We start from the raw sequence: 16009 nt of genomic DNA on the forward strand, positions 1-16009 counted from the left end.
GAACGAAAGAGGAGTGCCATGGCTGATCGCATCCATCGACTTCCGGTCAAAGAGAAGCTCGGTTACGCGCTCGGCGACGTCGCGACCAACTTCTTCTTCCAATCGATGATCCTCTACCAAACCCGTTTCTACACGGACACGGCGGGGCTTTCGGCGGCAGCCGTCGGGTCGATGTTTCTCGTGCTCAGGTTGGCGGACGCCTTCTTCGATCCGGTCATCGGCGCGTTAGCTGACCGGACCGAGACGCGCTGGGGCAAGTTCCGCCCATGGATTCTGTTCACCGCCATCCCGTTCGGCGTCATCTTCTGGCTCGTCTATGTGGTGCCGGACTTCGGGCCGACCGGAAAGCTCATCTACGCCTACGTCACATACACGCTGGTGATGATCCTCTATTCGGCGAGCAACACGCCCTATTCGGCGCTCATGGGCGTGATGACTCCGGATGCGAGCGAGCGGAGCAGCATCGCCAGCTATCGCTTCGTCGGCGCGCTCGTGGGGCAGTTCATCATCCAAGCGTTGCCGTTACCGCTCGTCGTTAAATTCGGCGGTTCCGTCAATTCCGCTAGAGGCTGGGCCATCACGATGGCGATCTTCGGCGCGGCGATCGTCGTCTTGAACCTGATCGCCTTCGTCAGCACGCGCGAGCGCGTCGCTCCGCCGCCCGAGCAGAAGCCTTCGTTGCGAGAGGATTTGCGGAACGTTTTCACCTGCGGCCCTTGGGTCGTGATGTTCGTCCTCACGTTGCTCGTCTTTACGATGCTCGTCGTGCGCGGCAGTTCGACGAACTACTTCTTCGCTTACTATCTCGACCAGCAGCAGCTTCGCGCCTTCCTCGACAGGTTGGGCTTGGCGGCGGCCAATGGCGCGGCGACGTGGTGGGAAATGGTCTTAGATTCGCTTGGCCTGCTGGTTAAAGCAGATGGCTCGAATGCCGCCGCCGTCGGGCTGAGCCTGTTCTTCGTGCTGGGCAGCCTCGTACAGATCGTCGGGATCATCCTCTCTAAACCGCTCGCCGACCGTTTCGGCAAGAAAGAGGTCTTCATCGCGGGCGTAGCGGTTACAGCCGTGGCTACGGCCTTGATCTTCTCCGCTGGTCCAACCTCCATCGGCTATGTTTTCGCGTTGGGCATCCTCTGGGCCATCGGCTGGGGACCGACCGTGCCGCTGCTGTGGGTGATGATCGCCGACGTGGCCGATTACTCGGAGTGGAAGACTGCGCGCCGGGCCACAGGTTTCATGTACGCCGGGATCCTGTTTGCGTTAAAGGCGGGTTTGAGTTTGGGCGGCGCATTGAGCGCCTGGGTGCTCGAAGCCTACGGCTACGTTCCCAACGTGGCGCAGACCGAACGCGCGCTTCTCGGGATCCGTCTCGGAGCGAGCATCTATCCGGCCGTCGCGCTCGCCTTCGTCCTCATCTGTCTCGTGATCTATCCGATCGGCAAGCGGCTCAACCTGCGCATTCAAAACGAACTCGAAGAGCGGCGCAAGGGGTACGCGCCGCAAACAGTGCCTTCGACGATGAAGTGAGAGGGGCGAACATGATGAGATCAACGATGATCGCGCTCACGCAACGCTCAGCAGTCAAGCGCGCTCTATCAAGAGCGACGAAGCTTTTGATGGTCATCCTGCTGGCGACGGCGGGCTTCGGCCAAGAACCGGCGCTCAAAGATGCATACAAAGATGCTTTTCTCATCGGCGCATCCATCAATCGGGCGCAAATCTACGAACGCGACGCACGCGCGGTGGGCATCATTCGGCGCCACTTCAACGCTGTTACGGCGGAGAACGTCTTGAAGTGGGAACTGGTCCATCCGGCGCCCGATCGTTACGATTTCGCGGCGGCGGATCGCTTTGTCGCTTTCGGCGAAAAGTACGGTATGACGATCATCGGCCACACGCTCATCTGGCACAATCAGACGCCGCGCTGGGTCTTCGAGGATGAGCGGGGGCGGCCCGTAAGCCGCGAGGTTCTGCTTGAGCGCATGCGCGACCACATTCACACGGTCGTCGGGCGTTATAAGGGTCGGATCCGTGGTTGGGATGTCGTCAACGAAGCGTTAAATGAAGATGGCACGCTTCGGCAGTCGCCCTGGCTGAAGATCATCGGCGAGGATTACATCGCGAAAGCGTTCGAGTTCGCGCACGAAGCCGATCCGGGAGCGGAACTCTACTACAACGATTACTCTCTGGAGAACGAGGCCAAACGGCGCGGCGCGATCGAACTCATCCGTAAACTGAAGTCTCAAGGCGTGCCGATTACGGCCATCGGGCTACAGGAGCATAACCGGCTCGATTGGCCGAGCATCGCGCAGGTCGATGAGACGATCGCCGCTTTTGCCAAACTCGGCTTGAAGGTGAACGTCACCGAACTTGACGTGAGCGTGTTGCCGTGGGTGGAGCCGGGATCGGACGAGGCGAAGCGCGCCGCTTCCGATCCGCGGCTTAACCCGTATACCAAGGGCTTGCCAGATGAGGTTCAGCAGAGACTGGCGCGACGGTACGCGGAACTGTTCAAGATCTATCTTAAACATCGCGATGTGATCGATCGCGTCTCGTTCTGGAACGTGACGGACGCCGATTCTTGGTTGAATGATTTTCCGGCGCGCGGGCGGACCGATTACCCGTTGCTCTTCGATCGCGCGGGGCGTCCGAAACCGGCCTTCTACGCCGTCATCTCCGTCGGCATGAACCGATCGGCGGTCGGAAGCCGACGCGCCGCAAGGGGTGATGAGTCGAATCGAAGGACGGTTCGGAAGACGGATCTCAAAGCGCGCTGAGTCGAGCCGAGAAGAGGTTCGGAAGGTCAAGTTCGCTGCGAGGAGAGCTTATGAAGCATCAACGTCCAATCGCGTTTGCGCTCTGCTTGGCGCTCTTTTGGTCATCGGTCGCCGCGGCGGGCCAGACGCCTCTTCCGCCGTACAAGGATCCATCGCTTCCCGTTGAAAAGCGCGTCGAAGATCTCGTCGCGCGCATGACCCTTGAGGAGAAAGTCTCGCAGATGGTCAACGCCGCCGCTCCTATCGAGCGGCTCGGGATACCGGCCTACGATTGGTGGAACGAAGCTTTGCACGGGGTGGCGCGCGCCGGATACGCGACCGTCTTCCCGCAGGCCATCGGATTGGCGGCGACGTGGAACGATGATTTGATCCATCGCGTGGCGGACGTCATCGCGACCGAAGCGCGCGCCAAACATCACGAGTTCGTGCGGCGCGGCGAGCGCGGGCGCTATCAAGGGCTAACCTTCTGGTCGCCGAACATCAACATCTTCCGCGATCCGCGCTGGGGGAGAGGTCAGGAGACCTACGGAGAAGATCCATATTTGACGGGACGTTTGGCCGTCGCTTTCATTCGCGGATTGCAAGGCGATGATCCGCGCTACTTCAAAGTGGTTGCGACCGCTAAGCACTACGCTGTGCATAGCGGGCCGGAACCGGAGCGCCACAGCTTCAACGCCATGGCGAGCGAACGTGACTTGCGCGAAACATACCTGCCGGCCTTTCGCGCCAGCGTCGTCGAAGGCAAAGTCGCCGGCGTGATGTGCGCTTACAACCGGACGAACGGCGAGCCGTGCTGCGCCAACCGGCGGTTGCTCACCGACATCTTGCGCGGCGAATGGGGCTTTACGGGACACGTCGTGTCGGATTGCGGCGCGATCGAAGATATCTACCGACGCCACCGCTTTGCGCGCTCCGAGGCCGAAGCCGCGGCGCTTGCGGTCAAAGCCGGCACCGATCTGAGCTGCGGCAACGAATATAAGTCGCTGGTCCAGGCGGTCAGGGAAGGGTTGATCAGTGAGCAGGAGATAGATGCGGCCCTCAAACGTCTATTGACGATCCGTTTCCGGCTCGGCATGTTCGATCCGCCGGAGATGGTGCCATACGCGCGCATCCCGTTTTCGGAGAACGATTCTCCCGCGCACCGGCAGTTAGCGCTCGAAGCGGCGCGACAATCGATCGTGCTGTTAAAGAACGAAGCCGGCGCGCTTCCGCTGCGCAAAGATCTTCGGACGATCGCCGTCATCGGACCCAACGCGGACGCGCCTGAAGTTCTCCTCGGCAACTACAACGGACAGCCATCGAAATCGGTGACGCCGCTTGCTGGGATCCGCGCCAAGGTCTCGCCGCGGACGAGAGTCATCTATGAGTTGGGTTCGACTCTAACCGGCGAGCCGGTCGCCCCTGTACCCGCTTCAGCCTTGCCCGGCGGATTGAAAGCGGAATACTTCAACAACAAGGATCTGCAAGGTCAACCCGCGCTCGTGCGCACCGACGAGCAGGTCAACTTCAATTGGGATCGCGGACGGCCCGCGCCGCAAGTGAACGACGATGGTTTCTCCGTGCGCTGGACCGGACGATTCGTTCCGCCGGAATCTGGGCCATACCGAATCGGCGCCATCGCCGACGACGGCGTGCGCGTTTATCTCGACGGGAAGCTCCTCATAGATGAGTGGACGCCAAGTCCGAACAACCAACCGCGCACCCTCCTGAAGGACGTGCAGCTCGAAGCTGGGCGCGCTTACGACGTGCGCATCGAATATTTCGACCAAACGCGCGCGGCTGTGGCCCGGTTCGTCTGGTCCTTCCCGCGTTTCAAAGAGCGATTGATCGAAGATGCTGTGCGCGCGGCTCGACAGGCGGACGCCGTCATCCTCGTGCTGGGCATTTCGCCGACGCTCGAAGGCGAAGAGATGCAGGTCAACGTCGAGGGCTTTCGCGGCGGCGACCGGACCGATATCGCTTTGCCGCGAGCGCAGGAGGACCTGTTGCGGGCGGTGCAAGCGGTCGGAAAGCCGACGATCGTCGTCCTTCTGAGCGGCAGCGCGCTGGCTGTGAACTGGGCCAGCGAACACAGCCAAGCGATCCTCGAGGCGTGGTATCCGGGCGAAGAAGGCGGGACGGCCATCGCCGATGTGCTCTTCGGCGACTACAATCCGGCTGGGCGGCTTCCGGTCACCTTCTATAAATCGGTGGGCCAGCTGCCGCCGTTTGAAGATTACCGAATGGAGGGGCGCACCTATCGCTATTTCCGCGGCGAACCGCTCTACCCATTCGGCTTCGGTCTGAGTTACGCGCGATTTCGGTACAGCAACTTGCGTTTGAGCGCGGAGAAGATACGCGCGGGCGAATCGCTTACGGTAAGCGTCGATGTCGAGAACGTAGGCCAGCGCGCGGGCGATGAAGTGGTCCAGTTGTACATCACCGATCTCGAAGCGACCGTGCCCGTTCCCATCCGCTCGCTCGCCGGTTTCAAACGGATCTCGCTGGCGCCCGGCGAGCGGCGCACCGTGCAGTTTACGCTCGCGCCGCGCCAGATGTCGCTCATCGATGACCGAGGGAGGCGCATCATCGAGCCCGGCGCATTTCTCATCAGCGTCGGAGGCAAACAACCGGGATTCACCGGGCGCGCCGATGCCGCGACGACCGGCGTCGTCACCGGACGTTTCACCGTCTTCGGGGAGAAGCTAGAGCTTCCGGAGAAGTGAGCGTCAAGCCATCGGCTCTCTCGCACGAGAAGCGAGAGCCCGCTCCCTTCGGCTCGGAGGGGGAAAGATGCGGCGGGAATGGCCCGATCTTCTGGCAGAACGGTGTTTGAAGACGAGAGGTTTAGGATCCCCCGGCGCTCTATCGCGGCAGCAATAGACAGTATCGCGAGTTTGAAGGCGAGAGGCTTTAAGATCTCCAACCTCGGCGCTTGGATAATTAGTTCGAGGCTCGAATGAATTCGGGGTCCGGCATCATCGAATTCGAAGTATCGATTGGGGAAGGAGGTTTGTATGCAAAGCAGGAGGCGCCGATTCTCAGTTGAAGGCACGCGGAAGGTTGGGGTTCTTCTCCCGATCGTCGTTTGGATCTGTTCGCTCGCTTTGTTCCCGTTTAGGGAGGGCGAGGCCCAATCGAACATCATCGCGCAGAGCGATTTCGAAGATGGCACGTTGCAAGGATGGATCCCACGTGGCAGCGGCGTCGTTTTGACGAACACGACCGAGGCGGCGCATGGTGGGGCGCGCAGTCTCAAGACGACGGGGCGGTCGGCCACTTGGCACGGGCCGAGTCTGGATTTAACCGGCAAACTCCTGAAGGGAGCAACTTATCAGATCACGGCTGCGGTGCGACTCGTGTCGGGGCAACCGGCCAGCACTTTGAAGATCACCATGCAACGCTCTCCGGTCGGCGATACGACCAAGTTCGATCAGATCGCTTCGAGCGCGACGGGGGGCGTGACCGATTCCGCTTGGGTGACGCTGCAAGGGCAGTACAGTTTCGCCACCGATGTCACGGGCTTGTTGCTTTATGTTGAAAGTCCGGACAATGCGACGGTCCAATTTTACTTGGACGATGTGAGCGTTGTGATGGTCGCGCCGCCTCCGGGTGGACCGCGTGACGACTCGGGAGTCCGCGGCGGGTTCGAGACCGGGACGGCTGAAGGATGGATGCCGCGCGGGAGCGTCACTTTGACCGTGACCACCGCCGATCAACACAGCGGCAGCTATAGCCTTCTGACTTCTAATCGCACGGCGGCGTGGCAAGGGCCGCGATTGAATGTGACGAGCAAGATGTACAACGGATCGCGTTATCGCATCTCCGTTTGGGTCAAGCTCGCCCCCGGCTCGCCGCCGACCAACATGCGCGTAAGCCTCGAACGGACGCTTGCTGGGACGACGACCTTCCATACGGTCGTGCCGAACACGCAGGTGACTGCGGATCAATGGAAGCAACTCTCGGCCACTTACGATTACACATTCAACCACGATTCGCTCTATCTCTATGTTGAGTCGGCGAGCGGGACGCCATCGTTTTACATAGACGATTACGATGTCAGTTACGTTCCGCCGCCGGAGCCGGAACTGAACATCCCGTCGGTTTATCAAACCTTGTCCGATTACTTTCCGGTCGGCGCGGCGATCTGGCAGGGCAACATCACCGGACCGCACAGCGTGCTGTTGACAAAACATTTCAATAGCATCACGGCGGAAAACGACATGAAGTGGGACGCGCTCGAGCCGACGGAAGGGAATTTCAATTTCGCTACCGCCGATGCGCTTGTCAACTTCGCCATGGCGAACAACATGCTAGTTCGCGGTCACACGTTAGTTTGGCACAACCAGAACCCATCATGGTTGTTCAAGGATGCCAATGGCAACGATATGCAACCGACGCCGGAGAACAAGGCCTTGTTGCTTCAGCGTCTGGAAAACCACATTCGCGCCGTCGTCGGCCATTTCCGCGGCAAAGTCTACGCTTGGGATGTGGTCAACGAGGTGATCGATCCGAGTCAACCGGACGGCTTCAGGCGCAGCAAGTGGTACGAAATTACGGGCCCCGATTATATCGAGCGCGCTTTCCGCGTTGCACACGAGGCGGATCCCAATGCCAAACTTTACATCAACGATTACAACACGACGGATCCGGTCAAGCGCGCGTTCCTTTACAATCTCGTGCGCGATCTGAAGCAGCGCGGCGTACCGATCGATGGCGTCGGCCATCAGATGCATAGCAACATCGCTTGGCCATCGACCGCCGATGTCATCGCGACGATCAACCTGTTCGCCGGATTGGGGTTGGACAACCAGATCACCGAGCTCGATGTCAGCGTCTATACGGACTCGACGACCAGCTATGCGAGTCCGCCGCAGGATGTTCTGATCAAGCAAGGTTATCAATATCGCGATCTGTTTCGCGCCTTCCGTTATCTCAAGGATGAGATCAGTTCGGTCACGCTGTGGGGCTTGGCCGACGATCATACGTGGTTGAGCACGCCGACGCGGCTCAATTGGCCGCTTCTGTTCAACGAGCAGTTGAAGGCGAAACCGGCCTATTGGGGAGTAGTCGATCCGTCGCAACTTCCCGGTAGCGGTTCGATGGCTTCGACCACCGGCGCATACTTCATCGGGCCGGGGGGAAGGCGTGCGATGGCTGCTTTCTCTTTGAGCAACAACGGACCGGCGGGGACGTTCGCCTTCAACTACCGCGACGATCTTTCCGTGGTTCAGTTCAAGAGCACGGATGTGATCAGTTACGCCATCTCGCCTTATGCGCAGGGGGCGATCTCCGGTTACCGCGTGACCTTCACCGTCGTCGGGGCGCTCAACAAACAACCGGGTTACATCTTGGTTGGATCGGCGATCGATGCGGGGCCGGTCGGCTCGCGGCGCGATGCGCTTTCGCTCGCGATCTATACGCCGACCGGCGATTTGATCTTCTCGAGCGGCGGCCCGATCGAAGGCGGCGACATCGCGATCAATCCGTGAGCTTAGTCAGCGAAGCGAGCCCTGTTCGATCCGGCTCGCTTCGCGGAATCATTCGCCATTTGCGTCTTCAGGATAAAACGCGGGATCGCCCTCAGAGGGCCAAAAGGAAACTTTTTCGAGTTTGAGAGCAGATGGATTGAGGAGGTTTGAGATGAGACGAGCGATCCTCTATTTCTTACTCGCAGGTTATCTCTTCTTCGGTCAACAGCGGGTTCGCGCCGACGCCGTCACCTACGGCATCACGCCTGTAAGCGGCGGGTATCTCTATTCGTTCACTTTGATCAACACGGGAAGCACCGGCGGCGATCTCTACGATCTGCTGCTACGCATTCCGACGCCGATCAGCAACATAGATGTTTCGACGATCGGCGCGCCGCCCTTTTGGGGCGATGCTTCGGGAGGGTTCCTCTCCTACGGTCCGATAGATCTAGCGACCTCTTTCATCGACTGGTCCGCTGAAATCGGCGCGGAGTTGCCCGTGGGAAGTTCGCTCGATGGCTTTTCGTTCCGCTCTTCGGCTCTGATCCAAGGGCCGATTCAATTCTCCTTAAACGGCGAGGAGTCTTTCGCTGATGCGACGGCGGTGCCCGAACCGGCGGGCGCGTTATTGCTGGCGATGGGAGCGATCGGCGCGATTGCCCTCAGGCGCAAGCGGCAAGATGCGGCATGAGGTCGAAAGCCGCTTGGAGCGCGCAGGGATGGGGACGAATTTCGCGGCGGGGCGGGAGCTCACACGGGCTTTTGCCTCGCTGCGTTTTAGCCGCTCGAAAGAAAATGGCGCTTTCAGGCCCACCTTCACGCGCTGCCGCTCGTCGGGGCTGGACAAGATCCCTTCCTTCGCTATGATTCAATAGGTTTCAGTTCAATCCACATCGCTCGGCGTTCGGTGGGCACCGGGCGGAACCGTTCAAAGAAAAAATGAGGAAAGGACTCTTGATACTGCTCGCCCTTCTGTTCATCGCGGCTCAGGCCAAAGCCCAGAGCGATCCGTTGATCGTTAACGTTGAAGGTCGCCGGACCATCAGCCTCGACGGGCGTTGGAAGGCGATCGTTGATCCTTACGGTATCGGCGAAGAGCAGAAGTATTTTCGCGACGCGCATCAACGCACGGCGAGCGATCTGATCGAATACAACTTCGACACTGCCGATTGGCTCGACGTGCCCGGGGATTGGAATTCGCAGCGCGAGCGGCTCTTCCTTTACGAAGGGGCTGTTTGGTACAGAAGGTTGTTCGACTACCAGCGCTCGGCTGGAAAGAGGCTCTTCGTCTACTTCGGCGCTGCTAATTACATCGCTGATGTCTACCTGAATGGAGAGAGGATCGGGCGGCACGAGGGGGGATTCACGCCCTTCAACTTCGAGATCACCGATCGCGTGCGCGATGGAAGCAACTCGCTGATTGTGAGGGTGGACAATCGCCGCCTGCGCGAAGGCGTGCCCACGCTCGTCACCGATTGGTGGAACTACGGAGGTTTGACGCGCTCCGTCGCGCTCGTCGAGGTTCCGGAGACCTTCATCCAAGACTATTTCATCCAACTGCAGAAGGGGACGCGCGATCGAATCGCCGGGTGGGTGAAGTTGAATGGGAAACGGCTGGTCCAGAGGGTCACCATCAGGATTCCAGAGTTGAACCTTTCGCAAGCGGTCAACACGGATGCGAACGGATATGCGGCGTTCAGTTTCCAAGCGAAGTTGGATCTATGGACGCCGGAGAATCCGAAACTCTACGACGTCCAGCTCGTCGCGGAGACGGATAGCGTCACGGATCAAATAGGTTTCCGTTCCATCGAGGTTCGCGGGACCGACATTCTGCTCAACGGGCGACCGGTCTTCCTGCGCGGCATCTGCCTTCATGAGGAGGCGCCGTTTCGCAGCGGACGCGCCTTCAGCCGCGAGGAGGCGCGAACGCTGCTCGGTTGGGCCAAAGAGTTGGGGTGCAATTTCGTCCGCCTGGCCCATTATCCGCACAATGAGCAGATGGTCAGGGAGGCGGACCGGATGGGGCTTCTCGTCTGGGCCGAGGTGCCGGTCTACTGGGGCATTCAGTGGGAGAGTCGGGAGACGCTCGCCAACGCTTTGAATCAGTTGACGGAAGAGATCACGCGCGACAAGAACCGCGCCGCCATCGCGATCTGGTCCGTCGCCAATGAAACGCCGCAGAGCGAAGCGCGCTTGCGGTTTCTCAGAAGCTTAATCGAACGCGCCAGAGAACTTGATCCGACGCGACTCGTCAGCGCGGCGATGTTGCCTCGCCGCCCCGCCGAAGACATCTACGTGATCGATGATCCGCTGGGCCAGTACGTGGATGTGCTCGGTTGCAACGAATACGTCGGATGGTACGACGGTTTGCCGGAGAAGGCCGATCGCGTCCAATGGCAGATCGCTTATCAAAAACCGCTGATCATCAGCGAATTCGGCGCGGGGGCCGTCTATGGGCTGCACGGCGACCGCTTGACGCGGTGGACCGAAGAGTATCAGGAAGAGGTCTATCGCCATCAGATAGGGATGTTGCGCCGGATACCCCTTTTGCGCGGCGTCTCCCCCTGGATCTTGATGGACTTCCGTTCGCCGCGCCGGCCATTGGTCGGCATTCAAGATTTCTATAATCGCAAAGGAGTGATCTCCAATCGCGGCGAGAAGAAAAGGGCCTTCTACGTCCTGCGGGAGTTCTATCGCGAATTGCAAGAGCGATCGGGCGCGAACGTCCGGTGAGCGCAGTTTGGAAGGAGGCGGGCGATGAGAGACAAGGTGCGTTGGGGCGTGCTGAGCACGGCGCGCATCGCCGTCAACAAAGTCATCCCAGCGATGCAGCGAGGCGAGTGGACCAGCGTCATCGCGATCGCTTCACGCGATGTCGAGAAGGCGCGGCGCGTTGCGCGATCGCTCGGGATCGCGCGCGCCTACGGCTCATACGAGGAGTTGCTAGAGGATAAAGAGATCGAAGCCATCTACAACCCTTTGCCGAACCATCTTCATGTTTCGTGGACGATCGAGGCGGCGAAGCGAGGCAAACATGTGCTGTGCGAAAAACCGATCGCCCTCAACCTGGAGCAGGCGCGACGGCTCCTCGAGGTGCGCGATCAAACGGGCGTCCTGATACAGGAAGCGTTCATGGTTCGCACGCATCCGCAGTGGTTGGCGGTCGTCGAACTGGTCAAATCTGGTCGCATTGGAGATCTACGCGCCATCACTGGATTCTTCAGTTACTTCAATCGCGACGCCGAAGACATCCGCAATCGGTTGGAGTTTGGCGGCGGCGCGCTCATGGATATCGGCTGTTATCCGATCACGCTCTCGCGTTTCGTCTTCGGTGAAGAGCCTCGCCGCGTGCTGGGCTTGATCGAACGCGACCCGGATTTCGGGACGGATCGGTTGACTTCGGCGATGCTCGATTTCCCTTCAGGGCAATCGAGCTTCACGTGCAGCACGCAGCTTGTGCCTTACCAGCGCATGCAGTTTTTCGGGACGCGCGGGCGCATTGAAGTTTTAATCCCTTTCAATGCGCCGCCCGATCAGCCGACGCGCATCATCATAGATGAAGGGAAAGACTTGTGGGGCACAGGCGCGGAGGTGCGCGAATTCCCCATCTGCGATCAATACGCGATTCAAGGCGATCTATTTTCGCGCGCCATCCGCGAAGGGCGACCGCAGCCGATCCCTTTGGAAGATGCGGTGAGGAACATGGCGGTGATCGATGCGATCTTCCGCTCCGCCGAAACTGAGAGGTGGGAGGTGCCGGAACGTCTGTGAGCCTCGTTCGAGGCGCACCAGAGGGGTTGGATCGAGCTTGCGCCTTTCGAGTCGGAGCGTATTATCCCGCGTGGCGCGTTCAGCGTGTGGGGCGTGAGGGTCGGAGGGCGATCCCCCGCGGCGGAGACGGTTTCTTCTTTGGCGGTCGATCCGATTAGAATCTTTCTCGTGCAGAGCGTCGAAGAGAGGATAGATTCGCTGACGAGCGACTTGCCCGATCCGGAAGGAGCGCGCCGATTCTATGAGCGCGCGGTAGCGGAACATGGGCAGACTGCGGGGCTTTTCAAACGCGATGCCGGACTGCTGGCCGATGCTTTGGCGCTAGCGGCTTGGAGCCCTTTTCTCGCTGCGACGCTGTTGCAGCATCCTGATTATCTGGTGTGGCTCGGGCGCGAACGCGCGAGCGCGCGCGTCAAGACCGCGGAAGAGATAAGCGAGGGGCTGGCGCGCTTCGCTTTCACGAACTCGCAACTGGATAGGCAGATTTTGCTTGCGCGTTTTCGCCGGCGCGAGCTTCTGCGCATCTACCTCCATGACATACGGCGCACGAGTACGATCGTCGAGATCACGGAGGAGCTTTCCAACCTTGCCGATTCGATCTTGCAATATGCGCTCGATCTGGCGCGTCAGGAGATGGACAATCTCTATGGCGTGCCCTTATGTGCGGACGCGCGCGGCAGGAAGGGGATCGCGAGTTTCGTGATCATCGCGATGGGCAAGTTGGGGTCGCGCGAGCTCAACTATGCTTCCGATATAGATTTGATGTTCCTCTATTCGGATGACGGCGAAACTTCCGGAACAGGAGCGCGCGGCGCGGCGACGAATCGAGAATACTTCAATCGTTTGGCCGAACGGATTGTGCAGCTTGTCGGGCGTCCGGTGGGTGAGGGAGCCGCGTACCGCGTCGATCTGCGTTTGCGGCCATATGGGCGCGATGGCGCGCTGAGCTGCTCATTGGCGGAAGCGATCAGATATTACCGTGAGAAAGCGCATCCGTGGGAGTTACAGGCTTTGATCCGCGCGCGCGCTGCGGCGGGCGATGCGTCATTGTATGCGCGGTTCGCCGAGGAGGTGCGCGCAAGCATCTATCGCTCGGATGAGACCGTTGAGCGCGCGCTCGAGCATGTGCGCACAGCGAAGCAGAAGATAGATCGCCATCATGCGAAAGAAGGGCGCGGTTATAACGTCAAGTTGGGGCGTGGAGGGATACGCGAGATCGAGTTCATCGCGCAAGCGCTTCAGCTCGCCTACGGCGGAGGCGATATCTGGCTACAAGCTCCGCACACGCTCATCGGTCTGGGACGTTTGGCGGATCGCGGGCTCATCACCGAACGCGAGCGCAGCGCCCTTTCGGCGGCATATGTCTTTCTGCGCATGCTTGAGCACCGTTTGCAGATGGAGCATGGTTTGCAGACGCACACCGTTCCTGAGGATGAGGGCCGTAGAGAATTGGTCGCCCGGCGCATGCATTTTGTCGGTCCGCGGGCGTTAGCGGAATTCGACGCCGCGCTTGCCGAGCACACGGCCAATGTTCATGCCGCCTTCGCGCGGATCTTCAACCTTCGCGAGGTTGATGCTGATCGCCTCGCGCCGCGCGGGGGTGATCTCGGCGCAGCCGGAGAACCGATCGGCCCCTCAGGCCCGGAAGCGAGATCCATCATCTCTTCAGCCTCGGCGTTTGCATCACGTTTCACGCGGCGGATTGGTCAAAAGGAGATCGTCGAATCGCTGCGCGAAGCGATCGCGCTCTCTCCCAATTCGCGGCGCGCGCTTTCAAACCTCGAACGCATCGCCGCCTCGCTCGCCAAATTTGAGGGAGAAGTCTGGCTCGACGAAAGATCGCTCGGTGAGCTAGTCCGTTTATGCGGCGTATCTGATCCGTTCAGCGAGATGATCGCCAGTAACCCATCGCTCATCGAAGCGCTCTCGGTCCCTCGCGAAAGGGTGCTCAGCCGCGAGCATCGCGCGTTGTTACATGAGGCGGTTTGTCGGGAAGGGAGCTTTGGCGGCGAGCTTGCCGCATTGCGGCGAACGTGGGCGCGTTTGATCGTTGAGATCGCATCGCGCGATGTGGCCGGTGAGCTATCGCTCGCCGAAGCGAACCGTTTGCAGACCTCTTTGGCTGAAGCGAGCCTCGATCTCGGCTGTTCAATCGCGCGCCGCGAGGCGACGCGCCGATATGGCGATCTCGATCGCTGGCCGCGCCTTGTCGTCTTCGGCCTCGGGAGATTGGGTAGCGGCGGAGTCGATTACGGATCGGATCTGGATATCGTGCTCGTTTACGATGGCGCCGACTCGTTCGCCAGCGCGCTGACGCCAGAAGAGGCGCATGGCCATTTGGCCGAGATACTTGTCGCCGCCATCTCGAGCATGACGCGGGATGGTTACCTCTATCGCGTCGATATGCGCCTGCGGCCTGATGGCAAGAACGGTCCGCTCGCGGTGAACGAACGGGCGTTCATCGACTATCTACGAGAGCGGGCATCGGTTTGGGAGTGGCTCGCGTATGTCAAATTGCGGGCCGTCGCCGCCGACCTCGAATTCGGTCGGGCGCTCGAGGAGAGGGCGCGGCGGGCGATCTATGAAGCGGCCAGAAAGCTCGACGATCAGCGCTTGCGCCAGCAAGCCCGCCACATACGCGAAAGGCTGGAGCGAGAGCGAACCGAACGATCGTCGCGTTCGCTCGACATAAAATTCGGTCGCGGCGGCATGCTCGACGTCTATTTCGCCGTGCGCTACCTGCAATTACGGGATGGGGTGCTTGATGAAGGCGATGAGCGTTCGACGCTGCATACGATCGAGCGGCTGCGAGCGGCGGGTTCGTTGGATGAAAGCGATTACCTCGCCTTGCGGGAGGGGTACAGCCTGCTTCGCCGACTGGACCACTATTTGCGGTTGATCGCCGGGCGTTCGACGCGCTTGCCGGTGGCCGGTCATCCGACGCTCGATGATCTCGCCCGTTGCTTACGATTCAGCTCGCCCGAAGAGCTATTGGCCGCGCTCGCCGAAAGCATGGCGCAGATTCGCGCCGCTTACGAGCGCATCATCGCGCCATGAGATGGCGCTTAAAGCAAGCTTTCGAGCCTTGCGGCAAGTTGACCGACAAGATCGCCCTTCGGATCGAGCCCGCCGATCGGCGCGCCGGCGATGTTGCCCCCTCGGTCTATGATGACGATGGCGGGAAGCTGGTCCACTCCGAGGCGGCGCGAAACCGCACCTTCGGGGTCGCGTAGAACGGGCACCGTCAGGCTATACCTGCGCGCGAAGTCCTTCAGTTGATCGTCGGAAGCGTAATTTTTCGACTTGGGCGATTCGGAATCGATGCTCACCCAAAAGACTTCAACCCCGCGGTTGCGATAGTCGTCCGCGAGTCGCTGCACGCCTTGAACCTGCGTGCGCGAAAGCGGCAACCACGAAGCCCCAAATGCGAGCACGACGACTTTGCCGCGCAGCTCGTTCGATGTGATCGTTCGCCCGTCGAGCGAGCGAAATGAGAACTCGACCGGCCCAGTCGCCATGGTTGCGACTGGGAAAACCGCGAGCGCGATAAGGAGAATGATCATCCTCATCAAATTAGGCATGCGTTCATTGCGCATTTCATCGACTCCTTACTTTCGAGCGTATGAGCTCATCGGCCCATCCGGCTATCGACTCCGCCCCATAGCGCATCTCATCGATTCCTCGCCTTCGCAAGCTTAAGGCATCTCCCAAGCGCGATTCAACCGCCGGTTGTTTGGATGAACGCCAAATCGCCCCAGTTGTTCGGTCCTACATGAAGGCGATTGTTCCAAGCGGGCAGCAAGATTCGAGGGAAGGGGGCTTATAAAAGCGAGGGGGAGCTATAAAACGGGAGCGGCTTAAGCCTCTCCCTTCATGCATATGATTTCGCTGAACGGGTGATGGCAAGAAGGGGGCGGTTGGCCTCGGCGGGCAAGCATGGCGGGGGCCTTCGATTGGTCGAGGCCGGCGAAAAAAACTCTTGACAACTCGTGCGAGCGGAGTTAAATAAAC

At 60.1% G+C, this 16009-nt stretch carries 9 protein-coding genes; 8 read left to right on the top strand and 1 reads right to left on the bottom strand.

Features of this window, described 5'->3' with window-relative positions; all coding sequences use genetic code 11:
- Positions 1-18: 18 nt before the first annotated feature.
- From PYK22_RS05640 to PYK22_RS05680, 8 genes are all read left to right on the top strand, one after another.
- Positions 19-1527, top strand: coding sequence for an MFS transporter (locus PYK22_RS05640; RefSeq protein ID WP_041975177.1), 1509 nt, complete (start codon positions 19-21; stop codon positions 1525-1527).
- An 11-nt stretch (positions 1528-1538) separates the two neighbouring features.
- Positions 1539-2777 (top strand): endo-1,4-beta-xylanase, encoded by a 1239-nt coding sequence (locus PYK22_RS05645; protein WP_211197622.1) that lies wholly within the window; start codon positions 1539-1541, stop codon positions 2775-2777.
- Between the two features lie 50 nt (positions 2778-2827).
- Positions 2828-5482, top strand: a complete 2655-nt coding sequence (locus PYK22_RS05650; RefSeq protein WP_083437635.1) for a glycoside hydrolase family 3 C-terminal domain-containing protein — start codon at positions 2828-2830, stop codon at positions 5480-5482.
- A 291-nt stretch (positions 5483-5773) separates the two neighbouring features.
- Entirely contained in the window at positions 5774-8248 is a 2475-nt protein-coding gene (locus tag PYK22_RS05655; protein ID WP_060635375.1) for an endo-1,4-beta-xylanase, read from the top strand.
- Positions 8249-8399: 151 nt separating this feature from the next.
- Complete coding sequence (locus tag PYK22_RS05660) at positions 8400-8918, top strand: PEP-CTERM sorting domain-containing protein (protein ID WP_041975178.1); 519 nt, start codon at positions 8400-8402, stop codon at positions 8916-8918.
- Between the two features lie 248 nt (positions 8919-9166).
- A complete protein-coding gene (locus PYK22_RS05670; protein WP_041975180.1) occupies positions 9167-10960 on the top strand; it encodes a glycoside hydrolase family 2 protein in 1794 nt (597 codons plus the stop codon).
- Between the two features lie 24 nt (positions 10961-10984).
- The gene (locus tag PYK22_RS05675) at positions 10985-11998 is read left to right on the top strand and encodes a Gfo/Idh/MocA family protein (protein WP_041975181.1); all 1014 of its coding nucleotides are present in this window, start codon (positions 10985-10987) and stop codon (positions 11996-11998) included.
- 138 nt (positions 11999-12136) lie between these two features.
- Positions 12137-15055, top strand: coding sequence for a [protein-PII] uridylyltransferase family protein (locus PYK22_RS05680; protein ID WP_157770691.1), 2919 nt, complete (start codon positions 12137-12139; stop codon positions 15053-15055).
- A gap of 8 nt (positions 15056-15063) precedes the next feature.
- Here PYK22_RS05680 and PYK22_RS05685 read toward each other — a convergent pair whose 3' ends face one another.
- Positions 15064-15594 (bottom strand): peroxiredoxin family protein, encoded by a 531-nt coding sequence (locus PYK22_RS05685; RefSeq protein WP_083437636.1) that lies wholly within the window; start codon positions 15592-15594, stop codon positions 15064-15066.
- Positions 15595-16009 lie beyond the last annotated feature (415 nt).

The sequence above is a fragment of the Pyrinomonas methylaliphatogenes genome, assembly GCF_000820845.2.
GTDB classification, from domain to species: Bacteria; Acidobacteriota; Blastocatellia; order Pyrinomonadales; family Pyrinomonadaceae; genus Pyrinomonas; species Pyrinomonas methylaliphatogenes.

Bases quoted from the DNA above. Each gene is read 5' to 3' on its own strand.
- PYK22_RS05640 (WP_041975177.1), top strand. From the start codon at position 19: ATGGCTGATCGCATCCATCGACTTCCGGTCAAAGAGAAGCTCGGTTAC.
- PYK22_RS05645 (WP_211197622.1), top strand. From the start codon at position 1,539: ATGATGAGATCAACGATGATCGCGCTCACGCAACGCTCAGCAGTCAAG.
- PYK22_RS05650 (WP_083437635.1), top strand. From the start codon at position 2,828: ATGAAGCATCAACGTCCAATCGCGTTTGCGCTCTGCTTGGCGCTCTTT.
- PYK22_RS05655 (WP_060635375.1), top strand. From the start codon at position 5,774: ATGCAAAGCAGGAGGCGCCGATTCTCAGTTGAAGGCACGCGGAAGGTT.
- PYK22_RS05660 (WP_041975178.1), top strand. From the start codon at position 8,400: ATGAGACGAGCGATCCTCTATTTCTTACTCGCAGGTTATCTCTTCTTC.
- PYK22_RS05670 (WP_041975180.1), top strand. From the start codon at position 9,167: ATGAGGAAAGGACTCTTGATACTGCTCGCCCTTCTGTTCATCGCGGCT.
- PYK22_RS05675 (WP_041975181.1), top strand. From the start codon at position 10,985: ATGAGAGACAAGGTGCGTTGGGGCGTGCTGAGCACGGCGCGCATCGCC.
- PYK22_RS05685 (WP_083437636.1), bottom strand. From the start codon at position 15,594: ATGCGCAATGAACGCATGCCTAATTTGATGAGGATGATCATTCTCCTT.